Here is a 23,874-nt window from a genome sequence, read left to right as displayed (position 1 = left end):
TCCGCGCAGACCTATCAGAGCGTGGCAAATCTCCCCCGGTGACCGACCCTCGGCCTTCGGGCCGGGGGGCGATCACTCGGAGGAGGTTACCCGGCCGCGAAGATCTCGATCGCGCTCAGCGCCCCCTGAGCCGTCTCGATTCGAATCAGGCCGTCGCCGCTGGGAGCCACTCCGGAGAAATCCTCCCGAACGCCGTCGGCGTAATTCGGATCCACGGATCGCTCTCCTGACGTTTGCCCAGCGCCGATCACCCGGCCGTTGAACTCGGAGGCATCAGAAGCCGCGAAGCGGAGGCGGACGGTGTAGGATTGGCCTTCGGGCAGTGCGGGCAGCGGCAGCGCATACTGGAACGCGCCGCGCCGCGCGGAGGCGTAAACACCGGGGCCGCCCAAGCTCACAACTTCGCCGCCCGTAACATAGCAATCGTCGGCAAACTCTCCGCCGGCGTCGCTTCCGCCGCAGCTAATTTTCAGCGATGCCCCGAAAGGATCTGTCGCCGGCGCCATCTCGGGGTACGCCGAAAGCGAATACGGCAGGTCCGACGCGGACAGAGCGCGCGGCGACGGGGCAGCCGCCATCGTGAACGTGAGCGAACCGCCCGCCGCGATGTCGTCGTGCGAGATCGAAAGCGAGGGATGCGCGGCGCCGTTCACGGCGACGCCGGTCACGTAGCAGTTCTGGGCCGAGTTCGCCAGCGCTTCGATCACCAGCTTCTTGCCGTCTTCCAGCGTGACGGTCGCCTTCGGGAACAGGGGCGAGCTCAAGACGTAGGACGGATGGCCGGGACATAGGGGGTATAAGCCCAGCGCATTGAAAAGATACCAGGAGGCCATCTCGCCGTTGTCTTCGTCGCCGGGGAAGTCGTCGGGAGTATAGAGCTCGTTCATGGTGCGCCGCACCCAGTACTGGGTGCGGGCCGGACTGCCCGCCGCCGCGTACAAAAAGAGCGCGAGGTGGACCGGCTGATTGCTCTGCGCGTACTGGCCGAACTGCACGGCGGCCATTTCGCTCATCTCGTGGATCTCCTGCCCATACGATCCGACCTCGAACTTGGGTGACTGGTACATCATCCGATCTAACTTGCGCACCAGCGCCTCCTGCCCGCCCATGACGGCCATCAGACCGGCGGGATCGTGCGGGACCGCCCAGGTCGACTGCCACGCGCTGCCTTCGACATACGGCCCGCCCCAGGAGTAAGGATTGAAGTTCGCCGGCCAGGATCCATCGGCGTTCCGGCCGCGCACAAACCCGGATTCGGCGTCATAGAGCTTCGTATAGTTCCGCGCCCGCGCGCGCAGCCGGTCCTGGTCGGTCGTCCGCCCGAGAACGCCGGCAACCTGCGAGATACAGAAATCGTCGTAATGGTAATCGAGCGACCGCGACGCCGATTTGTTGGCGGTCTCGGCGGCCACGTAACCCAGCTTCAGATAATCGTCCAGGCCGACACGACCATACAGGTCGTGGGGATCGCCGGGGATGTTGGCGTCCTTGAGCAGTCCCTCATACGCCATCTCGCGATCGAATCCCGTCACGCCCTTGACAAAGGCGTCGGCGAAGACCGCGTCGATATGGGTGCCGATCATGACGGCGCGGTAACCGGGGCTCGGCCACTGCGGAAGCCAGCCGCCCTCTTTGTAGGCGTTCACAAACCCTTGCAGGATCTCCCCGTAGCGCTTGGGCTGGAGAATGGAGAGTAGCGGGAACAGAGTCCGGTAGGTGTCCCAGAAGCCGCTGTCCGTATACGCCACGCCCGGCAGAACCTCGCCGGTATAGGCGCTGTAGTGGACCGTTTGCCCGGCAGCGTCGGTCTCATGGAACATATGCGGGAAGAGATGCGCCCGGTACAGGCAGCTGTAGAAGGTGCGATTTTGATCCGTCGTCCCGCCTTCCACTTCGATCCGGCCCAGCAGATCGCTCCACGTTGCGGAAAGCTCCCCGCGAACGGCGTCGAAGTCCTTATTTCCGATCTCCAGATCGATATTGCGGATCGCCTGCTCGACGCTGATAAACGAGGCGCCGATCTTCACCACGACGGGCGCGCCCGCCTCGAACTCCGCGACGACCCCGATCTCCTCGCCTTCCAGCTCCGTTTGTCCAGTGGCGGCCCCGCCCTGCGTGACGAAGGCGTTCGTGAAGGGCCGGTCAAAACGGACGGCGAAGTAGCAGGCGAAGTTCTCCGGAACGCCGCCATGGTTCGTCCGCGACAGTCCCGTGATGAGATTCTCGCCCGCATGGATCCGAGCGCCATGATTCGCGTCGATCAGCACGCGCGCCGTCACATCCGCGGCGTAGGTAAAGCGGAAGATCCCGCACCGCTCCGTAGCCGACATCTCCATCCGCGTCCCATCGTCCGCGAGCACCACCGACAGATAGTCCGGATGCACGGACAGATCCTCAGGATTGTAGCGGACGGCGCGCGCCGCGCGGGAGGCGACAAGATCGCCGGTCTGGGCAAAGATCCCGAACACGCCATAATCCGCCATCCAGGGCGAGGGCTGGCGCGTCGCGCGCAGCGAGCTGATCGTCGGCGTATTGGGATCGAAGAACCAGCGTCCCGATCCATTCTGGAGCGTCCATTGGGTCATTCCCCAGGGCGCCGAGACCAGCGGCAGCGTGTTGCCCCGCGAGAACTCGCCCTGCGAATTTGCGCCCTGCAATGGGTTGACAAGGAGAAGAGGATTAAAAGTCATGAAAAACGCCTGGATTGTATTTGGATTTCGCCGTATCTTTGCACTTAGGATACCCTACAAGAGCTCGCCTTGCATCGGCGCGCGCGGCGGCGGAGTCAAACCTAAATGTTCGTACGCGGCGCGCGTCGCCATGCGGCCGCGCGGGGTGCGCTGCAAAAAGCCGTGCTGCATCAAGTAAGGCTCATAGACATCTTCAATGGTCTCCCGCTCCTCGCTGATCGCCGCCGCAATAGTTTCGACGCCCACGGGGCCGCCGCCGAACTTCTCGATCAGCGTGCGCAGCAGCTTCCGGTCGAACTCATCCAGCCCCAGCGCGTCCACCTCCAGCATCGAAAGCGCCGCCGCCGCCACTTCCTTGCTGATATGCCCGTCCGCCCGCACCTGCGCGAAATCGCGCACGCGCTTGAGCAGCCGGTTAGCGATGCGCGGCGTGCCGCGCGACCGCTTCGCCAGCTCCACCGCCCCGGTCAAATCCAAACTCACGCCCAGGATCGCCGCCGAACGCACGATGATCTCGACCAGATCGTCCGTCTCATAAAACGTAAAGTTCTGCTGAATGCCGAAACGATCGCGCAGCGGAGACGTCAGCAGTCCCGCCCGCGTCGTCGCCCCCACCAGCGTAAATGGGTTGACATCCAGCTTCACCGTCCGCGCCGAAGGCCCCTGCCCGATCACGATATCGACCTGGTAGTCCTCCATCGCCGAGTACAAAATCTCCTCGACCGTCCGCGACAATCGGTGAATCTCATCGACAAAGAGCACGCTGCCCGGCTCCAGGTTCGTCAGGATCGCAACCAGATCCCCCGGCCGCTCGATCGCCGGCCCGGACGTCGCCCGCAGCGTCGCATTCATCTCATTGGCGATAATCAGCGAAAGGCTCGTCTTCCCCAGTCCCGGCGGCCCATGGAGCAGCACATGATCCAGCGCCTCCCCCCGGCCCTTCGCGGCCTGAAGAAAGATCGACAGGTTCTCCTTGATTTTCGCCTGCCCGATAAACTCCCGCAGCCACCGGGGCCGCAGCGAATATTCATCGCGATCCTCATCCGCAAGGTCTGAGGAGATCATCCGTTCGGTCATAATTCTATCCTAAACACCCAAACAAAACAACACTATAAAAGAACGACGCCGAGCGTTTGCGCGGCCTGTCGAAGTTCTCTATCAAACGTCGCCAACGCTAAATTCCGCCGAAGCGCCAACTCCAAATACGACGCATCGTAGACAGAAAGACGATGCGCCCTCGCCAACGCTAAGACTTGCCCAAAAACGACGCCCTCTGCCGCATGATCCACGTTAATAGGCAATGACTGTAGAATTGTGATGAACTGTGTGACGTCCGCTTGTGTCAGCCGGCCGCGCCGCTCCCCAACCAAAAGGACATTCGCAACTTCTAAAGGCCATATGGACGGAACAACGGCGTCTTCACTTTCCAGGCGATCTTGCAGCGCACGACTCTCCGGAGTGGCTTCGTCCTCAAAACACCAGGCCATGGTCAAAGAGCAATCGATGATGAATTGCTTCGGCGCTTCTTCCGCATCAGGCATTCCTAGCGCCGCCCTTCTTCCATCATTTCACGAACAGACAACCCGCCAAGCGTCTTTCCTTTGGAAAACAAGCGCAGCCTTTGAATCGCATCGGCTCGTGAAAGGCTGTCCTTTTCAGCGATGGGAACGATACGCGCGATGGGCACACCGTGCTTTGTAATCGTAATCTGCTCGCCTTTTGCGACACGCTCTAAGAGGCTTGGCAGATAAGTTTTTGCTTCGTAAGATCCTACAGACGCCATAACTCACCCCGGTCAGACTAGACTAAGACTAGTTTAACACGAATCATACAATTGTGTCAACAATGCTACACAGCGTTCATGGGTACAAAATCAATCCCGTTGAGACCAAGTTGATCGTAAGCCGCCTTAAATCGCTCCCTGCGTTTTTGCCCTTTTCCGTTATCTTTTTTGAAGCACCCAGTCTCGCACCGTATCATGCGCTGTGCCACTGAAACTGTAGCGCTTCTCAAAACCATAACTGGTGCGTTTCAAACTAACTTCCGTCATCAGTTCTGAAAGCGCACGATTGGAATATTCACGAAACACCAAATACTCGATGTCCTCTTTGGATTTCACAACAACCACGGGCTGCGAGTTTCTTGTCTCGTGCGTGACGACATAAATCTCATTTGCCGGCGGAAAGGAAAATGGCAGCGTCGAATTCGGACTGTCTCGCAGACATACTTCTTCCCAAATACCAGGAACCGGCTCTTCATGGGAAAAGGGTGACTGCTCGCTATTTCGAACGTACGTTGAAAGCTTATAGAGGCACAAGCCTCCATGAAAATAATTGATATTTTTAACGTGACATACGCAATCAGCGAATCGGAATTGATCTTCCGTTAAGTCGGCGTGAAGGCGCGTTTCTCCCTGAATTCGCTCCAGAACATCCCGGCTCTCAATGGAGATAACTTCTCCCAAACAAAACGATGCGTGCTGCTGTGGCATGAACAGTTCCCCTTGGCGAAAACCAACAGAGCCGCCCCCTACTTCCCGCTCCCCGTCATAATATTCAGCGCGGCGCGCAGCGCTTCTCCCATGTTGGTTTTGTCCACGATCTCTTTCATCGCGCGGTCGGCGGCCTTGCGGGCGTCGTTGCGGTTGTAGCCGAGGTTGACGAGGCCTTCGACGACGTCTTCGAAGATGTCCTGTTCGGTCGTCTGCTGGCTGATGGCGGTCATGCGCTCGGATTTGCGCTCCCAGACCAGGGCGCTGATCTTTTCTTTGAGCTCCAGAATCAAGCGCTGCGCGGTTTTGAGGCCGAGACCGGGAATGCGGATCAGGGTTTTGGTGTCTTCGTTCGCGATGGCGCGGGCGAGCGTGTCGGCGTCCATGGCGGAGAGGACGGACAGGGCGACTTTGGGGCCGACGCCGGTGACGCCGATCAGGAGCTCGAAGACGCGCTGGTCGCCGGGCTGGGCGAAGCCGTAAAGCGCGATGTCGTCTTCGCGGACAATCGTATGGATATGGAGCAGCGTTTTATCGCCGACCGGCGGCAGGGCCGTGAGCACGCTGACCGGAACGGCGACTTTGTACCCCACCCCGCCGACGTCCAGAACGATATAGGTGGCTTCGACGCGCGCGACGACGCCGTTGAGATGTGCAATCATAAACTGAGCAAGGTCCTTTAGTCGCCGATGGCGAGCGAACGGCGGAAGCAGGAGACCAGGAGCGCCTGCTGCTCGTCGGTGAGAGCGCGCGCTTCAGATGGATCGTAGTGGCCGCCGTAATGGCTGTCGGAGAAGACCTGCTCCGCGAACTCGCGCGTCGACGCATATCGGGGATAGATATGCATATGCACGTGGGCGTCCTGATTCATCAGGAACATAAAGTTGAAGTGGTCGGGCGCGAACAAGGACGCCAACGCGCGCTTGAACTGCCCGGCGATCTCCCAAAGCGCGTCGCGCTCCTCCGCGGACAGCGCGGCGACATCGGTCTCGTGACGGCGCAGCGCGAAGAAAACGCGCCCCAGAGTCGCCTGGTTCTGATTGATCGCCGCCGTCCAATACTCATTGGAGGTGACGACGCCGCGCGTGAGATGACAAAGCGTGCATTCGGACATGAATTTACTTCCTGAGGGGCGTAAAGAAACGCCGGAGCCCATCGGGCCGCCGTTCCCTTTATGATACCAGGATTCGCATGCGCGGCGCTGAAAAATTCCGGGAGATTATCTTTCTCTCATGGAACAAAAGAAGCATGTTTTATTTGTCATAAACGTATTATAATAAGATCAGTCATCTCCGCCGAATTTCCGGCGGCGCTTCCCGCGTCCGGTCCATCGCCAGGACGCCGATCTCGCGCGATAATGGAGGAACACTTCATGTTTAACCATATTCTGCTAGCCACGGATGGATCGGAAAAGGCGCGCTGGGCCGGCGTCAGCGCCATCGAAATCGCCAAGGAATTTGACTCTTGCCTGACAGTGATCCATGTCACCCCTTGCGCTTCTTTGCTGGAAAGCTGGGTAGAGCCGCACGATGGGCGCCAGCGGGAACTCAAAGAGCAGCAGGGAAAGAACGCTCTCTGTGAATTCACTCATCTCGCGGAGGGAACGCAGATCGCTTACCGGACCGTCGCCGCGAGCGGACACCCGATGGAGAAGATCGTTCACGCCGCCAAGACGACGGGGGCCGATCTGATCGTCATTGGCGGGTGCGGCGCGGGGGGCTTCAAATCGCTGCTTCGGGGCGGAGGAGTGGCGGACGGAATTCTGCATCACGCGCCCTGCCCGGTATTGATTGTCCGGGGGCCGCAGCGCGCCGGCGAGATGTTCCAAAATATCTTGGTCGCGGCGGACGGCTCCCAGTGCGCCATCAAGGCGTCGCAAACCGCGGCGGGCATCGCCAAGAAATTCGCCTCGCGGGTCACCATTGTCAACGTGTTTCAAACCCCGCTCTACGCCGACCCGTATGGCGCGGTGGCGTTCTGCGGAGCGGGCGACCCGCTGGTGGACCAGCTTCAGGAGAGCGCGGTGCGCAGCGCAGCGCTCGCTCTGGACGGCCAGGGCACGCCGTACTGCTGCCGCAAAGAGACGGGATTCCCCGGCTCTGATATTGTGCGCGTGGCGTGCGAGGAAGGCTGCGATCTCATCGTGATGGGCAGCCGCGGTCTCGCCGGCCTCAAAGCGTTCCTGCTGGGCTGCGTCTCCGACCGCGTCGCCCACAGCGCCCGCGGCTCGGTGCTGATCGTCAAATGAACGCCGTTCCCAATTACCAGAGCGTCGCGGCCAATTACCACTGCGCCGGCTGGAACTGGGCGACGTTTTCCTTCGTGATCAGCTGTTTCTTCAAATAGTACACCGGGCGCTCGATCGGTTTCCCCGAAAGCCAGTCGGCGGCCAGTTTCATCGGGACGGCGCCGTCGGATTCGGCGGGCTGGGAGGTGACGGCGGCGAGGTCTCCGGCCTTGACGGCGTCCATGCCGACCTTGCTGCATCCGGCGGCCATGCGGATGATGTCGGGGCGATGCGCGTTCGCAATGGCCTGATCGACGCCGATCTGCGCGCCGGAGTCGTCGGCGCTGGTGATCCCGTTGAGTTTGGAGCCGTAGCGCGTGATCCAGTCGCTGACGACCTGCATCGTTTTTTCGGCTTCCAGGCCCGTCGACTGCATGTCCAGGCAAACCATCTTCGGCGCGATCTTCTTGAGCTCCGTGACCATGCCGTAGGTGCGGGAGAAGAACGGGGCGGAGCCGGGCATGTGGCGCACGATACAGTAGCCGCCCTGGTAGTGCATGCGCTTGGCGAATTCGCGGGCGAGCATGCGCGTGTTGCCCCAGTCGTCGGGGCCGGTCCAGGTCAGTTCGTAAGGCGTTCCCTGCGCAATGGGCATCAGATTACTGGCGATCACGGGAATGCCGGCCTGATTGAGCTTGCGCAGCAGCGGCACGACGGCAGTAGCGTCCACCGGCGTGATGATGACCAGGTCGGGGCGCTCGTTGATCGCTTGATCGACCTGCTGGGATTGGACATTGATATCGTTGTTGGCGACCAATGTTGTCAGCTGGATCCCGTAGGCATCGGCGACTTTCTGCATGCCGCGCGTGTACGCTGTGAGATAGGGATGGTCCATGAAGCGCAAACACACCACTTTTCTCCCGGCGAGCGGGCCGCCGGGGGACTTGGGCATGTTCTGACGGACGACATTCCAGCCGGCGTACTCCTGGTCGTACCAGTGCATCGGGTCTTCCAGCGGCAGGGCGTCGGGATTGGCGGGGCGGGGCGGGGCGTTCAGCGGCGCGTCGTCCACGGAGATCAGCGGCTGGCCGTCGATGGCTTTGAGCGCCATCACGGCGGCGTCCGCCTGCGCGGCCGCCGCCGCGCCGCTTGTCGCGGAGCCTGACGCCGAGGCTGTGCGCGGCTCGGTCTCCGGCAACGGCCCCAGCGGCCTCCGGATGGACAGGGCGTAGATGGCGACAATGGCGACGCAGGCGACCATCGCCACGCACGCCATCGCGAAAGTTCGGTCCTTGCGCTGCTCCACTGAGTTATTCTCCTCCGTAATACTGTCGTCCTCATTGACCAACGTGAGATCGTTGTCGCGAAACTCCGCCAGAAGCTCCTTGCGCCGGCCGCGCACGGCGGCGGCGCGGACCGCCCGCCAGGCGTCGTAGGCGACCACGCTCGCGAGCACCGCGCCGCTCGCGATCTGCTGCACTTCGAAGCCGGCGCCCAGGCACGAAAGGCCGTTGATCAGCGCCACCAGAGTCAGCACCGCGACCGCGCTCTCGATCACGCTGCCCTTGCCGCCCTTCATGCTGGTTCCGCCGATGATCACGGCCGCGATCACCGGCATCAGCGAACGGTCGCCCATGCTCGGGTTCGCCGAGTTGAGGCTGGCGGCGAAGAGCGCGCCGCCCAGCGCCGAAAGCAGCCCGGAGATCATAAAAGCGCCGAGGACATAACTGTCCACGGGCAGTCCGGAGTACCAGGCCATGCGCGCGCTGCCGCCGATGAGATAGAGACCGCGCCCCACGGATGTCCGCCGCAGCAGAAGAGCGAACAGCACAAGAGCGGCCAGCGACAGCAGCACGCGCGGGGTGAAGAGGAGGCCGGCGGGGTCGAGCCGGTCGGCGAAGGAGAAGTCGCTGACAAAGAGCGTCCCGCCCTTGCTGTACAGATTCGCGGCGCCGCCGAGGATCGTCATCGTTCCGAGAGTCACGATAAATGAGCTGATCTTCGCCTTCGTCACCAGCAGGCCATTGATCGCCCCGACAAGGAGGCCGCAGAGCGCGGCGACGGCGAATGCGCCAGGCCAGCCCAGTTTGGGCTCCAGCCCGATCGCCGCCATCCCGCCAACCGTCATGAGCGCGCCAATCGAGAGGTCGAGCTGTCCGGCGATCAGCACGATCGTCAGGCCGATGGCCGCGTAAAGATTGGCGCTCGTCCCTTTCAGGATTGAAGAGAGGTTGCCAGGCGTCAGGAAGCCGGGCGCGACGGCGGCCATGGCGGCAAAGATCGCCGCGCACAGCAAATAGATACGCGCCCGATACGCCCAGGCGGCGGCAAGATCGCCGGACGGCGCCATGGGCTCTCGCTTCATCGCTGGCGCTGGGACCTTTGGGGAAATTGGCGAGAGAGGATCACGAATCATCGCGGCCCGCCTTTCGCAGAGAATAGGCGCTGGCGCCGACGGCGGCGATGAACACGATCCCCTGAACGATCAATTGGCCGAACGACCCGATCCCAATTAGCGTCATGATATTGCGCAGCAGGCCGATGACGAGCACGCCGCCCAGCGCGCCCGGGATCGAGCCGCGCCCCCCGTTCAGGGTCACCCCGCCGATGACGACGGCCGTGACCGCCATGAAATCGTATCCCGATCCGATATAGGCCGCGCCGACTTTATTGAGCGATGTGAGCAGGATCCCTCCGACAGCGGCCGTCGCCGACGACACAACAAACGCCAGCGCGACCAGCGCCCGAACGTCGAGGCCCGTCATGCGCGCCGCTTCATAAGCCGCGCCGACCAAGCGCACGCGCGCGCCGAACGCCGTACTGTTCATCAGAAACCACCCTAAGATCGCCAGCGCGCCTAAGACCGCGACAATCACCGGAACGCCGCCGGGAAGCTGCGCGGCGTACATCGAGACCATGATCCGCCCCGCCGCCGTTCCTTCATTGGGATACACTTGCTGGCCATGGAATCCCCAGCGAATGGCGCCGTCGATCATGGAGGCCATCGCCAGCGTCCAGATAATCGGGTTGAGGCGCAGGTATCCGACGACGGCGCCGTTGATCGCGCCGACCGCAACTCCGGCAAGCAGGCCGCATGCGAGCGCCGGGGCAATCCCCAGCGGCAGCGCCGCCACGGTCACGATCCCGGCGCTCGCCATGATCGCAGGTGTGGAGAGATCGACATAATGTCCGCTATATGTGACAAAGGTCGCACCGATCGCGACGATACCAAGCAGCGTCACCGCGCGCAGCATATTGAGCAGATTGCCCGCCGTGAGAAAATCGGGGGAGAGGATCCGTCCGAGCACGGCGAGCGCCGCGACCAGCAGAAAGACGCCGCCGGCGCTCACCCATCGCGGGGCCGTTCGGCCGCCGCGCAGCCGGGCGGCTCGAGCGGCGGCCCGATCGTGATGCGGCTCGGAAACAATGGGAGAACTCATCGGTTGGCTCATATCGGCGACAGCGCTCCCTGACCGTTCGCGGCCAGCAGCGCCGCTTGCTCCGAACAGTCGGTTTTGTCCAAACGTCCGATCAAGCGGCCTTTGCGTAAAATCAGCACCTGGTCCGACAGTCCGACCAGTTCGGGAAGGTCCGAAGAGATCAGCAGGACAGCGACGCCCTGGCCGGCCGCCTCCACAATCGCCTGATGGATCACGGCCTTGGCCGCGACATCCACGCCCCGCGTCGGCTCATCCAGGATTAAGACCTTGGGCTTCGTCGCCAGCCACTTCGCCAGCAAGACTTTCTGCTGGTTGCCGCCGCTCAGGCCGCCCGCCTCACGCGCGGCGTCCGGCGGCTGCACTTGCAGCGCGGCGATCATCTCCCGCACGACGCCCTGGCCTCGGCGCGAGGAATAAACCCCAAAACGCGATTGGCGCCCGATCACGCCGCCCAAAATATTGTCCGAGACGCTCAGCCGCAGCGCCAATCCCTGGCTCTTGCGGTCCTCTGTCAAATACGCGAAGCCTTCCCGGATCGCCTGCCCGTAACTCTTCGCCCGCGACGGCTCGCCGTCGATCGCGATCCGGCCGCGCGTCACGGGATCGATCCGGCAAATCGAGCGCGCGAGTTCACTGCGCCCCGCCCCCGACAGCCCGCCGATTCCGACGATCTCGCCAGCGCGCATGGCAAACGACACGTTGTGGAAGAAGCCGGCCCGGCTCAGATCATCCACCCGCAGACGCTCCGCGCCGGGAGCGCTCGCGCGCTTCGGATACAGCGCCGCCGCCACGCCCCCAACCATCATCTCCACCAGCCGCTCCGGAGTAGCCTCGCCCATCTCCAGCGTATCGACTTTTTTGCCGTCCCGCATCACCGTTACGCGGTCCGCGATCTCGGCCAGCTCCGGCAAATGGTGCGAAATATAGATCACGGCGAGCCCCGTGGCGCGTAACTCTTTCACCAGTCGAAACAGCCGCGCGACTTCCTCACGGCTCAGCGAAGACGTCGGCTCGTCCATGATCAAAATTTTGGGATTGGCGCCCAGCGCCTTCGCGATCTCCACCAGCTGCGCCTGCGGCTGGCTGATCTCCTCCACCCGCGTATCCGGGTCCAGATCGACGCCCACCCACCGCAGCAGCCGCGCCGCCTCCTCCCGAAGCGCGCGCCGATCGACAATTCCTCGCTTCGCGGGCAGTTGGCCCGCGAGTAAATTCTCGGCCAAACTCAGCGGCGGCGCCAGGCTAAGCTCCTGATGGATCATCTCAATCCCCAGCGCCTTCGCCGCCGCCGGCGTATGCAGCGTCACCCGCTCGCCGTCGATCCACGCGTCGCCCGTGTAATCCGAAAACGACCCGGCGATCAAACTGACCAGCGTCGACTTCCCCGCGCCGTTCTCTCCGAGCAAGGCGTGGACCTCGCCGGGCCGGACGTCGAAATCCACGGCGTCCACGGCCAGCATGCCGGGATAGCGTTTACTGACGCCGCGAAGCTGGAGGGCGAGTGGTGGCATAGTGTGCTTCTCAGGATGCCCCCGGGTCCCCATCGGTTCATCAGAGTAGGTTTTCACGTCAGCGTTTTACCCGGCTATAAAAGCCGGGCCTTGGGAGCGGCAAAAGCCGCTAATCGTCCGTCCCGGACGAAGAGCCAAGCGTTCGATAGTCGGCATTTGCGTCCGGCACGGACGCCTAGTCGCGAAGCGACTCCCAAGGCCCGAGTTTTATACTCGGGTAAAACGCCGACGTGAAAACTACCCGACGAGCCAGTGAGGCCAGGGGCATTTTCCTCTCTAAGCCCAGGTCCCCGCGAACCGGTTCGTCATCGGCTGCGCGAGATGTTCGTTACGCAGGCGGTGGAACTCCGCCGCCGAGGTCACGATCTCGTTCGGACGCGCTTTGCTGCGCACCAGGAAGTCGGCTTCGGGCGGGTAGCAGGCGATTGGGACACCGTCCTCGGGCGACGGGACGGATTCGCCGGGCAGGCGGGTGATATTTGCGTTCGTGGGCAGGGCGGCGCTCTGGTAGCGCAGGTCCATGCTCCAGCGGACGCGGTCGGTCGAGTTTTCAAAGCTCGCGTGCGCGGTTTTGTTGGTCATGAGCAGCACGCCGCCCTTTTTGACCGGGACGCACAGCGGCTCGCCTTCGGGCAGATGCGTGTCAGGGATTTCCAGATAAGGCTTGCCGTTTGCCTGGATATGCGGGACGACTTCGCCCAGATGCGTCTTGGGGAGAACCCACATGCAGCCGTTGGAGGCGTCGGCGTTCACCAGCGGAAGCCAGACGGTCAGAACGAGCGCCTTGTCGCAGTACGGCTCGAAGTAACCCGAATCCTGGTGCCACGGGACCGCCGAGTTGCGGTGGCCGGGGATCTTCGGGCGCAGGCGGTAGACGCTGCTCGCGATCAGTTCTTCGCCGCAGATCTGCTCGGCGACATCCAGCAGGCTGGGATTGGTGATCAGGCCGAAGAAGGCGGGACCGGCAAGCTGGCCGTTCCAGATCCCCAGAGCGACCTTGTCGGTCTCCGCGCTGATCTTCGCCAGCCGATACTCGAAATCTTCGCCTTCGTAAGTCTGAGAGAGCTCGCCGCTTGCGACTAGCTCGCGCGCGCGGATATCGATCTCTTCGCTGACTTCATCGATCACGGGCTGGAGGTCGGCTTCGGTGAAGACATCCCCCACCATCAGATACCCCTCGCGATGGAACTGGGCGATCTGTTCCTGCGAGAGCTTTGTGTTCATCGCCAATGTGCTCATGCGTTTCCCCTCAATCGTCAGTGGTTTATTTCGCCGTCACGAAAGTGATTTCGGAGATCGTCGGACCGTCGGTTGCGTCCAGGATGTTCAGGCGGAACGCCCGCGCCGTCACCGGCGCGAAGCTCGCCTGGTAGGTGTTGCCGATCTTGGCGCCGCTCGCCACGGTGATCCAATCGGAGCCGCCCGGCTGTTGATACTGGATCTCGAACTTCTGAACCCGCTCCTCGATGGCCTCTTTGATGGCGATCCCCTGCACCGTCGTCGGCTTCTCAAAGGTCGCCGTCAGCGTCGCCTGCTTTGTCCCATCGTCGGTCGCCCAGCGCGTCTCTTCGTCGGCGTCGAACGCCATCCCCGCCGCGTAGGTCGGGTCGTTCCGGAACACATCCGATGCCGACAAAGTGGCGAGCGGCGTTTTGGGCATGGGGGCGATCGGAGCCAGATCCATCGCCGAACCGCCGAGCTTCAGCGCGACCACCGTATCGGCGGCGTCATGCGCCGAAGCGGGAATGTGGACCGTCACGCCGTCGGCGCTCTGATGGACCGCGATGCGACCGCCGCCCAGCAGCGCGCTCTTGACGATCTTTCGGGACAGCGGCGGCAGCTGGATGTCCTCGCCGTTCCAGTTCAGGACATGGATATAAACCATGTCGCCCTTGCGCGTCGAAACGTAATCGCCCGTCGGCTTGTACGGACCGCCGCGCGTTCCGGCAACGGCGTCGCTGTGCGTCTTCATCCATCCGGCGATTGCTTGCAGCCGATTCGCCTGCGTGGGATCGACGGCGCCATCGGACTGCGGTCCGATATTGAGCAGCAGGTTCCCGTCGCCGCCGACACACCGCGCCAGGGTCTGAATGCACTGCTTCGCGCTTTTATAGTTGTCGCCGGGTTTATACGCCCACTGATCGCCGATCGTCATGCACGTTTCCCATGGCTTTTGATCGTCGTACGATCCAATCGTCTGCTCCGGCGTATAGTAATCGCCCGGCAGCCCGCACCGGTTGTTGATGATCAAATTGGGGTTATCGGCCCGCATCTCGCGGAAGAGATTCTCGGCGTCCCAATCCTGCGCCGTTCCGCCCAGACCATCGAACCAGATCAGGTCGACTTTGCCGTAATCCGTCAAAAGCTCGTGAACCTGGCGGTGGAAGTATTGGTCGTACGCTGCCTGGTTCACATGAAAGTCGGGATTGTGATAGTCCGGCTGCGAGTAGTAAACGCACCAGTGCAGGCCGGCCGCGTGAGTGGCGTCGGCGAGCTGCTTGACGATGTCTTTGTCGTACGGCGACTCGGGATTCGTGATCTTGTAATCCGTGAGCTTGCTATCGAATTCGCAGAAGCCGTCGTGGTGCTTGCAGGTGAAGACGATATACTTCATCCCCGCCGCCTTCGCCATCGCGACAATCGCCTTGGCGTCAAACTTCGTCGGATTAAACTGCTTGTAGAGGTTGTCGTACGTGGCCGCCGGAATACCGCCAGGGTTCGCGCCGCCAGGGCCTGGGGACCGGCTCCAGCTGATCTCCTGCCCCATCACGCTGATCGGCCCCCAATGGATGAACATGCCGAACCTGGCGTCGCGCCACCACTGCATGTGCGGATCGGTCTGGGCCGGTCCCTGCGCCTGCGCGGGTCCAGCCAGCGCGGCGCCCATCAGCAGCAGGCTCGCCGCCGCCGTATTCCAAAAATGCTTCGTTAACAATGGATCCACTTGCCTTTTCGCCTGGGACAGAAAAATCGCAATGATCGCAAAAGACACGACGATCACACTGTCCGCCAGTACTGTTTTGATGTCTCTATTATAAGGGCGCCCACGAAAAACCGCAATTGACGAGACTCACCGTTTTTGTGGATAAATCTCACCGTCCCGCCAAAGACCTTGCGAATGAGACGCCATCTCGGATTCGCAAGGCCTTCGTCGAACATCGGCGCTCAGCGCGCCTGCCCGGCGCTAGATCGGGCTGAAGGTCATCGCGACCTTGGCGCCGCTCTGCTGGGTCAAGCTTCCGGTGCCGGCCGCCGTACCGACATTGTCCCCGGCGTCGTGGACTTCCACCGCGCTTTCGCTTGCCGCCGGCATGCCGCCGCTCACCGCGCTTGGACGCAGCCACTTAACATGGCCGTCCGACGCCAGGTAGTTCGCGCCGTCGGTGTGGATGCCCAGGCCATTGCCGGTGGCGTTGATCAGCGTGTAGCCGCCGATGTTCCCGGTGGCGTAGACGCCATGGTTGTAGTTGCTGTTCGGGCGCGCATCGTCCGTGGAGCCGGACGAACCGCTGATGCTGCCAGTGCCGGCGGGCGACTGCCCTTCGATTGGGTTCGTGACATCGACCCCAAAGGCGCCGTCGCCCGTGGACGAGATATTCTGGACTTCAAACAGCAGAACCGTGGCCGCCGGGCTGCTCTGCGAAGCGATCGCGCTGGTTCCGGTCCCATGATACGTAGAGCCCTTCGGCCACATGTTGGCGTTCATGGCGTACGACTCTTTATAGCGGCCGGCGACGGGCTGCGTGGGATCATCCGGGCAGGCGAAGACGCCGGCGCTCTTGACATACGGGTAGATCAATCCTGCCCAGCCCTGCCCGAAACCGCCCGCGGACGCCGGGGGATAGGGCATCTGCTCGTCATTGTCCTGCTGATATTGAAGGAAGCCAAGGCCAAGCTGCTTCTCGTTGGACGTACAGGAGATCTGACGCGCCTTCTCGCGCGCCTTGGCGAACACCGGGAAGAGAATAGCGGCGAGAATCGCAATGATAGCGATAACAACGAGCAGCTCGATCAGAGTGAAGCCTTTATGTGTGGACTTTACGGAATAATGGTGCGACATTGATAGTACTCCTTTGATGACTTCGAACGCAAATGGCGTCGCCGAATAATGAAACCGGTTACATAAACCGTGACGACGTTTGCTTGAGTTCCATTATAAGGCATTGCCGATCCGGGGGCAATTGGCCGAATTAACCATTTTTTGTGGATAATTCTCACCATGGAATGGCAAGAGCTGCGCTGGAATATGTCTTTGGAGTCTTCTCCCGTCATCGTACAGATCGGGGAGAGCACGCACGGCCGCGAGAAAGAAGAGAACTTCATCCTTCCCGACCTCTGGTGTATCCACTTTTACGCCTATGAAGCGGAGCTTGAAGTGGGCGGGCAGGTTCTCCCGATTCGCCCGGGGTATGTTGGGATTACGCCGCCGGGAACCGCGACGTTCTATCACTTCTTCGGCCGCTCGCCGCACTACTACGCCCACTTCTCCATGGCGGCGGGCGGCTCGATCTACCGGGTTCCCGCGATGGTGGACTTGAAGGACGATTTTCAGCCGATGGTCGAAAGCTTCCGCGAGGCGGTGCGATTCTGGCCGATCAACCGCCTGCGCTCCGGCGTCCGCCTCTGGGATATTCTATGGCGGATGGCGGACGTTTCCAGCTCCGAAGCGCCGCCGAAGGTGACGCCCGCCGTCATCCAGCGCGCCTTGATCTACATCGACTCCAACCTGCACGAGCCGCTCAGCGTCCAGCGCCTGGCCGAAGACCAGGAGATCTCCCACAACCACTTCACACGACTCTTTCGGGCCGCGCAGGGCTGCACGCCCCTGGAGTACATCCAGCACCGCCGCGTGGCCCAGGCCAAGCACCTCTTGATCTATTCCCCGCTGCCGATCAAAGCCGTCGCCGCAAGCATCGGGATCACCGACACGCAGATCTTCAATAAATTCGTCCGGCACTATCTAGGACGGTCACCGCGCAAACTACGGGAAGAGGAGCGGCCGAAAGTGGGGCTGCTGGAGTAGGTCCCTACAGCCAGTAGGAAGTCACCGAAAGAATCCCCTCGCCCATCAAACACTGGCGCAGGGTGGGTTCGTCGGGGTTCTTGAGGAAGACGCTGCCGGCGTCGTCTTCGCGGAGGACTTCGACGACGGGTTTGCCGCTGATGCTTTCGCCCCATTCGGCGAAGCGGCTCTGGGCGTGCTTGTCCTTGGTCGGGTCGACGTAATCGTACTCGACGTACATCGCGTTCATCTCACGCTTCAGGCGCTTGATATCGGCGTCGGACGACTGTCCGTAGATGGTTACTCGGCTTGCCATAATGATTGCGGATATCCCCTCGTGGTCTATTTCCTGTAAAGGCGTCTCAAAAAATCAATCCGTCATCGCGCGCGGAATGTTCGGCGACAGCGGCGCGTGCGCGGCGCCGTCGGCGGCGGCCTCGACGGCTTCGGGGAGCGTCGGATAGGCGTGCATTGTGAGCGCAATGTCGGCGGCGCAGAGGCCGGAGCGCATCGCCAGACAGATCTCGCTGATCAGGCTGCCCGCATGCTCGCCCACGATCTGCGCGCCGATGATCGCGCCGTCCTCATGGCGCGAAACGATCTGCGCGAAGCCTTCCGTGGCGCCGTCGATGATGGCGCGGTCCAAAGCGTCGAACGGAAAGCGCGACACATCGATCATCTCCGCGCCGTGCGTCTGACGCGCCATGGCGGGCGTCAGGCCGACGCTCGCCAGCTCCGGGTCGGTATAGGTGACACGCGGGACGACGTGGTAATCGGCTTTGATCGGCGGCTCGCCGCGCAGCGCGTTCACGGCGTTGGTCGCGGTGACCGCGCCTTCGTACGACACGGCGTGCGTAAATTTGTACTCCGTGGCGACATCGCCCGCCGCCCAGATGTGCGGGACATTCGTGCGCAGCGCGCCATCCGTCTTCAGTCGTCCATGCTCGGCGAGGCGCACGCCGGCGGCTTCCAGGTTTACGCCTTCCGTGTTGGAGCGGCGCCCCGCCGCGACTAAGATCGCGTCGCAGACGATCTCGCCGCCGCCCCGCAGATGCAAAACCTTCTCGCCGCCGCGCCGCTCGACACGTTCGATCGTGGTCTTGGGGCGCAGCTCGATCCGATCTTTCGCAAGCATTTCGCTCACGACACAGGCGGCGTCGGCGTCGTCACGCTCTAAAATACGGGAGCCCGAAAGGATGATCGTCACCTGCGCGCCAAAGCGCGCGAAGACCTGGCCGAGCTCGCAGCCGATGGGACCGCCGCCGATCACGACGATTCGGCGCGGCAGATCCGTCCAGCCAAAGACCGTTCGGTTGGTGTCGCAGCCCGCGTCTTCCAATCCGGGGATATTGGGGATCGACGGCCGAGACCCGGTACACAGGATCCACTGCTTCGCCTGATACCGCTCACCGTGAGCGCCGGCGATGACGGTATTGGGATCGACAAAGGACGCGCGCTCGCAAACGGTGACGATGCCCGCCCGCGTGAAGCTTTCCGTGGCGTCGCCCGCGCCAACGCGCTCGATTGTCCGCCGCGCGTGCGCCATCACCGCGCCGAAGTCGAGCGCCGCGCCTTCGTACTGGGGCAGGCCGAATTCGGGGGCGCGCAGGATGCGGTTCCAGAGGGTCGCGCTGTGGAGCAGGGCCTTGGACGGGACGCATCCCGTGTAGAGGCACTCGCCGCCAATGCGCGATTCTTCAAAGATCACCACCGACGCGCCCATGCGCGCCGCCGTCCGGGCCGCCTTCGGACCCGCCGATCCCGCCCCGATGACGCCGACATCAAACATTTGCATCGCGCTTATTTTACCTGAGAGACGCGAATTTTCCTCTGATATTCCTCGTCTCGGTTTTCCGGGCAAAGGTGGTATAACAGGAATATATGCGGGCTTATCGACGTCTGACAACGGTATTTGCGTTTCTGCTGGCCGCCGCGCTCTTCTGCGGCGCTGGCCTCACGCCCGGCTGGGCCGCGCGCTGCGCCATGATGGCCCACGGCGGCTCCTGCGCCGCCATGGCCGCATCCACGCCGTCGGCGGGCGTCTGCCCGATGTCCGCGCATGCCCAGATGACCTCGCCCATGCCCTGCTGCCAGAAGCGCAACGGGGTGTCGCGGTCAGCCGGCGCGGCAATCAGCGCGGCGCCCTGCGCCTGCCTGCACTCCATCCCCACCCTGCCCGCCGCCTGGCAAAACGCGAGCGCGCCTCAGATCGCGCCGCCCGCGCTGGATATCCTCGCGCCGCCGTCCTTCGCGCATGCGCACGCCAACATTCTCAGCGAAACCCAGCAGCGCCGCGGTCCGCCGCGCGCCGGCCCATTTGTCCTCTCCTCAATTCTTTCCACGCCCTCGCTCCGTGCGCCGCCGATCGCGTAACATCCTCTCAAATCACCATTTGTCCGCCTTCATTCCCTCTCACTTTCCCAAGAACTCGGGAGGGAGGGAGCGATCTGTCTTATTTTACGAGCTTATTATGAAACCTCAATACGCACTTACGACTCTCGCCGCGATTCTCGCGGCGGCCGGCGCGCACGCCGCGCCGACGAACATGCCCGGCATGGACATGGGCGCGATGTCCATGTCCTCGGCGACCGATCTGAACGACCCCATGAGCCGCGAAGGCTCGGGGACGTCATGGCTTCCGGATTCCACGCCGATGTACGGCAAGATGTGGATGAAGCCCAATGGCGACATGGTGATGCTCCACGGCGCGATCATGCCGCGCTATATTCGCACAAACTCCAAACGCGGCGCGGAGAAGTTCGACGCGCCGAACTGGCTGATGGGCATGTACTCGCATCCGCTGGATGCGAAGTCGCAGATCGGCCTGCATGCGATGGTCAGCCTCGATCCGATCACTGAAGGCGGCTACGGCTATCCCTTGCTCTTTCAGACGGGCGAGACCTGGGGCGGACAGCCGCTGCACGACCGCCAGCATCCGCACGACCTGTTCGATGAGCTGTCCGCCACCTATTCGCGCCTGCTCGGCGGCGGCGCCTCGGCTTATCTCTACCTCGCCTACCCCGGCGAGCCGGCCCTCGGCCCGCCGACCTTCATGCACCGGCTGCTCGCCTACGACTACGGCGACGCGCCGATCGGGCACCACTGGCAGGACGCCACCCATGTCACCTTCGGCGTCGCAACCGCAGGGCTAAATCTGGGCGGCAAAGTGAAGGTCGAAGGCAGTGTCTTCACCGGGCGAGAGCCCAACGAGGACCGCTATAACTTCGACCGGCCGCGCATGGATTCGCACAGCGGCCGTGTGTCCTATAACCCCGACAAGAACAACGCCTACCAGGTCTCGTACGGGTTCGTCAAAAACGCCGAGGGCGACGGCTCGGATCAGCATCGCACGACGGCCTCCTGGCTTTACAACAAGCCGCTCGGCGAGGACGCCAACTTCACCACGGCGCTGGTCTGGGGACGCAACGACTTAGAGGGCGAGGGCAAAACGAATTCCTATCTCTTCGAGGCGGATTATCAGCGCAAGGCGAATACGTTCTTCACACGCATCGAGAATATCGAAAAATCCGGCCACGAACTTGTCATTCCCGACGAAGCTCTTCATGAACGCAAGTTCCATCTGGGCGAATACACAGCGGGATATGTCCGGGATCTGACGCACGGCAAGGGTATCGATACGGGCCTCGGCGCGGCCGTCACCCTCAACACCAAACCCTCGGCGCTCGATCCATACTACGGGACTGGTTCTCCCGTCTCGTTCCAGATCTTCTTCCGCCTGCGCGCCTCGCGCATCCAGATGAATAAGATGGACAAAATGGCGCCGGACGCCCCATCGGACACGGACGGCGCCTCCATGCCGGCAATGACTCCGCCTGCCCCCGCGCCCATGCCGGACATGAACCACCCGGCAACGCCGCCCCCCGCCGCCGAACCAGCCGCACCCGCCACCCCAGCAGCGCCCATGCCGGAAACGCCGCCCGCCGCGCCAGCTCCGACGCCGGCTGCGCCCGCCGCGGCGCCCGAGACAATCGCAAAGATCACCGCGACGATCGCTCCGGCGCCGCCCAAAGCGCGCGAAAAGAACGCCATGACCGTGACGCTGACAGACAGCGCGGGCGCGCCGTTCACGGACGCAACCGTCACGGGGGATGTGGAGATGATGAGCATGGATATGGGGACCAGCCATCTCACCTTCACCAGACATGGGGACGGAACTTACACCGCTCAGCCGACGTTCTCGATGGCCGGCCCATGGCGCGTGACCGTGCGCGCCATCGCTCCCGGCGCCGCAAAACCCCTCACCAAAGCGTTCACCTACAGCGTCGCGCGATAATCGCGCCGCTTGTGTTTATCCCACGAATTCCCAGGGTAGACTCAAGGTGTAAGGCGCGGGGGCGCAAAAATCGCAGGGCCGGCTTCGGGGGTTGCCGGTCCTGCGGAAGAATGAGGAAACGGATTCATGACGGACGAAACCACGCAGCCGGAAGTTTTGCAGGACCCATATCGTAAATACGACGGCGCGCGTCAAACCGAAGCCGCCGAGCGTTACGACTCGGAGCACCAAATTGACAGCGCAAATGTCTCGAAAGTCGAAGAAGACCTCGTCCTGCACACGCCGCCCGGCCAGCAGCCCGGCTCCACCTTGCCGCACGACGACCTGCGCGCCGAGGATGTTGACGCCGCACAGTTTTACGGCCAGGAAAAGCCGCCGCTCAAAGAAAATGTCAACAGTTAGTGGGATCGAGAGTGACCAAAACACCGCCGGGGAGTTGCCCCGGCGGTGTTTTTGTTTGGGAGGCGGCCTCGAAAAGAGGAAACGCGGATGTAAAATCCACGTCTGGGAAGCCTTCGGCTAATTGTCCGTGCTGGACAAACAAATGAAAACCCGTCGACAATAGCCTATTTTGTCCGTCCGGCACGGACGGTTAGGGCGAAGCCCTCCCCGGCACGGACGGTTAGGGCGAAGCCCTCCCCGGCACGGACGGTTAGGGCGAAGCCCTCCCAGGCACGGACGGTTAGGGCGAAGCCCTCCCAGGCACGGACGGTTAGGGCGAAGCCCTCCCAGGCACGGACGGTTAGGGCGAAGCCCTCCCAGGCACGGACGGTTAGGGCGAAGCCCTCCCAGGCACGGACGGTTAGGGCGAAGCCCTCCCAGGCACGGACGGTTAGGGCGAAGCCCTCCCAGGCACGGACGGTTAGGGCGAAGCCCTCCCAGGCACGGACGGTTAGGGCGAAGCCCTCCCAGGCACGGACGGTTAGGGCGAAGCCCTCCCAGGCACGGACGGTTAGGGCGAAGCCCTCCCAGGCACGGACGGTTAGGGCGAAGCCCTCCCAGGCACGGACGGTTAGGGCGAAGCCCTCCCAGGCACGGACGGTTAGGGCGAAGCCCTCCCAGGCACGGACGGTTAGGGCGAAGCCCTCCCAGGCACGGACGGTTAGGGCGAAGCCCTCCCAGGCACGGACGGTTAGGGCGAAGCCCTCCCAGGCACGGACGGTTAGGGCGAAGCCCTCCCAGGCACGGACGGTTAGGGCGAAGCCCTCCCAGGCACGGACGGTTAGGGCGAAGCCCTCCCAGGCACGGACGGTTAGGGCGAAGCCCTCCCAGGCACGGACGGTTAGGGCGAAGCCCTCCCAGGCACGGGTTTCATAACCGGGAGCTTTGGATCGCAACTCAAACTCGGCCTCGGATAATTGACCGGATGCACTCCGCATCCGCCGGAGTCGCCGCAGTGAAGATTACGAGGCCGAGGTCGGGGCGTCCATCGACCTTGAAGTTTGAGTACTCGAGTGTGAGGGGGCCCGCCGTCGAATGGTGGAAGTGTTTGGCGCCCTCCCCGTAAGCTTGAACGTCATGCTCGCTCCAGATCGCCTGGAATTCGGGGCTGGACTGGATCATTTCGTCGATCAGGGCCTCAATGCGTTCTGACACTCCGGATCGGGCGGCGTCCGCGCGGAACGCCGCCACGACCGCGCGGGCTTCTTTTTCCCAGCCGACCGTCTTGTTGCGGACGCGCGGATTGCGGAAGAAGAGGCGCAGGATGTTGCGCTGCTCCGGCGGGATTGTCTCATAGTCGGCCAGCACCGCCATTGCGGCGTGGTTCCAGGCAATAACGTCCCACGCCACCGTTCTGACAATAGCCGGGCTGAACTCCATCGAATCGAGCACGCGCTGTAGTTGCGGCGTCACGCCTTCGGCCTCCTGGTAGCGCACTTCGGGCGGCCGGTGCTGCGCGAGGAGGAAGAGATGCTCGCGCTCGTCGGCCGTCAGCGCGAGAGCGCTTGCGATTCCGTCCAGGACATCGGTCGAGGGCGTCCCGCCCCGTCCTTGTTCGAGCCATGTGTACCAGGTCGCGCTGACGTTGGCGCGCTGGGCGACTTCCTCGCGCCGCAATCCGGGCGTTCGTCGCCGCGTCGAGGTAAAGCCGAACGCCGATGGGTCCAGCTTCGCGCGTCGGTTCTTAAGATAGTTGCCGAGCAGATTGTCGTTTGAGTTCGCCATGGTTAGCCTGTTAGTTCCCATACCGGTATAACGCCACGGCTTTTACTGGAAAC

Annotated in this window: 22 protein-coding genes; 5 read left to right on the top strand and 17 right to left on the bottom strand. The window is 62.7% G+C overall.

Annotated elements, in window-relative coordinates:
• Window positions 1-86 precede the first annotated feature (86 nt).
• The 7 genes from D5261_RS10090 to D5261_RS10060 form a co-directional block, all read right to left on the bottom strand.
• Window positions 87-2,690, bottom strand: coding sequence for a GH92 family glycosyl hydrolase (locus D5261_RS10090; protein WP_119323772.1), 2,604 nt, complete (start codon window positions 2,688-2,690; stop codon window positions 87-89).
• A gap of 54 nt (window positions 2,691-2,744) precedes the next feature.
• A complete protein-coding gene (gene ruvB / locus D5261_RS10085) occupies window positions 2,745-3,767 on the bottom strand; it encodes a Holliday junction branch migration DNA helicase RuvB (protein WP_119323773.1) in 1,023 nt (340 codons plus the stop codon).
• Window positions 3,768-3,799: 32 nt separating this feature from the next.
• A complete protein-coding gene (locus D5261_RS10080; RefSeq protein ID WP_119323774.1) occupies window positions 3,800-4,231 on the bottom strand; it encodes a type II toxin-antitoxin system VapC family toxin in 432 nt (143 codons plus the stop codon).
• 2 nt (window positions 4,232-4,233) lie between these two features.
• A complete protein-coding gene (locus tag D5261_RS10075) occupies window positions 4,234-4,473 on the bottom strand; it encodes a type II toxin-antitoxin system Phd/YefM family antitoxin (protein WP_119323775.1) in 240 nt (79 codons plus the stop codon).
• 159 nt (window positions 4,474-4,632) lie between these two features.
• Window positions 4,633-5,181: a hypothetical protein gene (locus D5261_RS10070; protein WP_125206230.1), complete on the bottom strand. Its 549-nt coding sequence runs from the start codon at window positions 5,179-5,181 to the stop codon at window positions 4,633-4,635.
• 38 nt (window positions 5,182-5,219) lie between these two features.
• Window positions 5,220-5,843, bottom strand: a complete 624-nt coding sequence (gene ruvA / locus D5261_RS10065) for a Holliday junction branch migration protein RuvA (protein WP_119323776.1) — start codon at window positions 5,841-5,843, stop codon at window positions 5,220-5,222.
• Window positions 5,844-5,860: 17 nt separating this feature from the next.
• Window positions 5,861-6,295 (bottom strand): HIT family protein, encoded by a 435-nt coding sequence (locus D5261_RS10060; RefSeq protein WP_119323777.1) that lies wholly within the window; start codon window positions 6,293-6,295, stop codon window positions 5,861-5,863.
• A 258-nt stretch (window positions 6,296-6,553) separates the two neighbouring features.
• On the opposite strand from D5261_RS10060, the gene D5261_RS10055 reads away from it, so the two are divergent.
• Window positions 6,554-7,429 carry a universal stress protein gene (locus tag D5261_RS10055; protein ID WP_165864506.1) on the top strand — a complete coding sequence of 292 codons (876 nt, stop codon included), beginning with the start codon at window positions 6,554-6,556 and terminating at the stop codon, window positions 7,427-7,429.
• Between the two features lie 34 nt (window positions 7,430-7,463).
• Here D5261_RS10055 and D5261_RS10050 read toward each other — a convergent pair whose 3' ends face one another.
• The 6 genes from D5261_RS10050 to D5261_RS10025 form a co-directional block, all read right to left on the bottom strand.
• A complete protein-coding gene (locus D5261_RS10050; protein WP_165864507.1) occupies window positions 7,464-9,773 on the bottom strand; it encodes a substrate-binding domain-containing protein in 2,310 nt (769 codons plus the stop codon).
• Window positions 9,774-9,813: 40 nt separating this feature from the next.
• Window positions 9,814-10,848: an ABC transporter permease gene (locus D5261_RS10045; protein WP_165864508.1), complete on the bottom strand. Its 1,035-nt coding sequence runs from the start codon at window positions 10,846-10,848 to the stop codon at window positions 9,814-9,816.
• An 8-nt stretch (window positions 10,849-10,856) separates the two neighbouring features.
• Window positions 10,857-12,359 (bottom strand): sugar ABC transporter ATP-binding protein, encoded by a 1,503-nt coding sequence (locus tag D5261_RS10040; protein ID WP_119323781.1) that lies wholly within the window; start codon window positions 12,357-12,359, stop codon window positions 10,857-10,859.
• A 276-nt stretch (window positions 12,360-12,635) separates the two neighbouring features.
• Window positions 12,636-13,598, bottom strand: a complete 963-nt coding sequence (locus D5261_RS10035; RefSeq protein WP_119323782.1) for a phytanoyl-CoA dioxygenase family protein — start codon at window positions 13,596-13,598, stop codon at window positions 12,636-12,638.
• A gap of 25 nt (window positions 13,599-13,623) precedes the next feature.
• Entirely contained in the window at window positions 13,624-15,294 is a 1,671-nt protein-coding gene (locus tag D5261_RS10030; RefSeq protein WP_125206231.1) for an alpha-L-fucosidase, read from the bottom strand.
• Window positions 15,295-15,543: 249 nt separating this feature from the next.
• Window positions 15,544-16,419 carry a type II secretion system protein gene (locus D5261_RS10025; protein WP_119323784.1) on the bottom strand — a complete coding sequence of 292 codons (876 nt, stop codon included), beginning with the start codon at window positions 16,417-16,419 and terminating at the stop codon, window positions 15,544-15,546.
• A 159-nt stretch (window positions 16,420-16,578) separates the two neighbouring features.
• Here D5261_RS10025 and D5261_RS10020 point away from each other — a divergent pair, with 159 nt between their 5' ends.
• Complete coding sequence (locus D5261_RS10020; RefSeq protein WP_119323785.1) at window positions 16,579-17,382, top strand: helix-turn-helix domain-containing protein; 804 nt, start codon at window positions 16,579-16,581, stop codon at window positions 17,380-17,382.
• Between the two features lie 4 nt (window positions 17,383-17,386).
• On the opposite strand, the gene D5261_RS10015 is transcribed toward D5261_RS10020, so the two are convergent.
• Complete coding sequence (locus tag D5261_RS10015; RefSeq protein ID WP_119323786.1) at window positions 17,387-17,677, bottom strand: hypothetical protein; 291 nt, start codon at window positions 17,675-17,677, stop codon at window positions 17,387-17,389.
• A gap of 54 nt (window positions 17,678-17,731) precedes the next feature.
• Window positions 17,732-19,222, bottom strand: coding sequence for a dihydrolipoyl dehydrogenase family protein (locus D5261_RS10010; protein ID WP_301002461.1), 1,491 nt, complete (start codon window positions 19,220-19,222; stop codon window positions 17,732-17,734).
• 20 nt (window positions 19,223-19,242) lie between these two features.
• Between D5261_RS10010 and D5261_RS10005 the strand changes: the two genes are divergently transcribed.
• The 3 genes from D5261_RS10005 to D5261_RS09995 all read left to right on the top strand — a co-directional run bounded on the left by D5261_RS10005 (window position 19,243) and on the right by D5261_RS09995 (window position 22,057).
• On the top strand, window positions 19,243-19,734 hold the full coding sequence (locus tag D5261_RS10005; RefSeq protein WP_119323788.1) for a hypothetical protein: 492 nt from the start codon (window positions 19,243-19,245) through the stop codon (window positions 19,732-19,734).
• Between the two features lie 97 nt (window positions 19,735-19,831).
• Window positions 19,832-21,655: a FixH family protein gene (locus D5261_RS10000; RefSeq protein ID WP_119323789.1), complete on the top strand. Its 1,824-nt coding sequence runs from the start codon at window positions 19,832-19,834 to the stop codon at window positions 21,653-21,655.
• A gap of 126 nt (window positions 21,656-21,781) precedes the next feature.
• Window positions 21,782-22,057 (top strand): hypothetical protein, encoded by a 276-nt coding sequence (locus tag D5261_RS09995; RefSeq protein ID WP_119323790.1) that lies wholly within the window; start codon window positions 21,782-21,784, stop codon window positions 22,055-22,057.
• A 164-nt stretch (window positions 22,058-22,221) separates the two neighbouring features.
• On the opposite strand, the gene D5261_RS09990 is transcribed toward D5261_RS09995, so the two are convergent.
• Both D5261_RS09990 and D5261_RS09985 read right to left on the bottom strand, forming a co-directional pair.
• Window positions 22,222-22,992: a hypothetical protein gene (locus D5261_RS09990; RefSeq protein WP_301002460.1), complete on the bottom strand. Its 771-nt coding sequence runs from the start codon at window positions 22,990-22,992 to the stop codon at window positions 22,222-22,224.
• A gap of 1 nt (window position 22,993) precedes the next feature.
• Window positions 22,994-23,821: a helix-turn-helix transcriptional regulator gene (locus tag D5261_RS09985; protein WP_119324637.1), complete on the bottom strand. Its 828-nt coding sequence runs from the start codon at window positions 23,819-23,821 to the stop codon at window positions 22,994-22,996.
• Between the last annotated feature and the right edge of the window lie 53 nt (window positions 23,822-23,874).

Source organism: Capsulimonas corticalis (genome assembly GCF_003574315.2).
GTDB lineage: Bacteria > Armatimonadota > Armatimonadia > Armatimonadales > Capsulimonadaceae > Capsulimonas > Capsulimonas corticalis.
Note: the sequence above shows the minus strand (reverse complement) of the source record. Positions and strands in the feature narration are given on the sequence as shown.

Coding starts and splice junctions, on each gene's coding strand:
- D5261_RS10090 (WP_119323772.1), bottom strand. CDS start 2,690: ATGACTTTTAATCCTCTTCTCCTTGTCAACCCATTGCAGGGCGCAAAT.
- ruvB (WP_119323773.1), bottom strand. CDS start 3,767: ATGACCGAACGGATGATCTCCTCAGACCTTGCGGATGAGGATCGCGAT.
- D5261_RS10080 (WP_119323774.1), bottom strand. CDS start 4,231: ATGCCTGATGCGGAAGAAGCGCCGAAGCAATTCATCATCGATTGCTCT.
- D5261_RS10075 (WP_119323775.1), bottom strand. CDS start 4,473: ATGGCGTCTGTAGGATCTTACGAAGCAAAAACTTATCTGCCAAGCCTC.
- D5261_RS10070 (WP_125206230.1), bottom strand. CDS start 5,181: ATGCCACAGCAGCACGCATCGTTTTGTTTGGGAGAAGTTATCTCCATT.
- ruvA (WP_119323776.1), bottom strand. CDS start 5,843: ATGATTGCACATCTCAACGGCGTCGTCGCGCGCGTCGAAGCCACCTAT.
- D5261_RS10060 (WP_119323777.1), bottom strand. CDS start 6,295: ATGTCCGAATGCACGCTTTGTCATCTCACGCGCGGCGTCGTCACCTCC.
- D5261_RS10055 (WP_165864506.1), top strand. CDS start 6,554: ATGTTTAACCATATTCTGCTAGCCACGGATGGATCGGAAAAGGCGCGC.
- D5261_RS10050 (WP_165864507.1), bottom strand. CDS start 9,773: ATGAAGCGAGAGCCCATGGCGCCGTCCGGCGATCTTGCCGCCGCCTGG.
- D5261_RS10045 (WP_165864508.1), bottom strand. CDS start 10,848: ATGAGTTCTCCCATTGTTTCCGAGCCGCATCACGATCGGGCCGCCGCT.
- D5261_RS10040 (WP_119323781.1), bottom strand. CDS start 12,359: ATGCCACCACTCGCCCTCCAGCTTCGCGGCGTCAGTAAACGCTATCCC.
- D5261_RS10035 (WP_119323782.1), bottom strand. CDS start 13,598: ATGAGCACATTGGCGATGAACACAAAGCTCTCGCAGGAACAGATCGCC.
- D5261_RS10025 (WP_119323784.1), bottom strand. CDS start 16,419: ATGTCGCACCATTATTCCGTAAAGTCCACACATAAAGGCTTCACTCTG.
- D5261_RS10020 (WP_119323785.1), top strand. CDS start 16,579: ATGGAATGGCAAGAGCTGCGCTGGAATATGTCTTTGGAGTCTTCTCCC.
- D5261_RS10015 (WP_119323786.1), bottom strand. CDS start 17,677: ATGGCAAGCCGAGTAACCATCTACGGACAGTCGTCCGACGCCGATATC.
- D5261_RS10005 (WP_119323788.1), top strand. CDS start 19,243: ATGCGGGCTTATCGACGTCTGACAACGGTATTTGCGTTTCTGCTGGCC.
- D5261_RS10000 (WP_119323789.1), top strand. CDS start 19,832: ATGAAACCTCAATACGCACTTACGACTCTCGCCGCGATTCTCGCGGCG.
- D5261_RS09995 (WP_119323790.1), top strand. CDS start 21,782: ATGACGGACGAAACCACGCAGCCGGAAGTTTTGCAGGACCCATATCGT.
- D5261_RS09985 (WP_119324637.1), bottom strand. CDS start 23,821: ATGGCGAACTCAAACGACAATCTGCTCGGCAACTATCTTAAGAACCGA.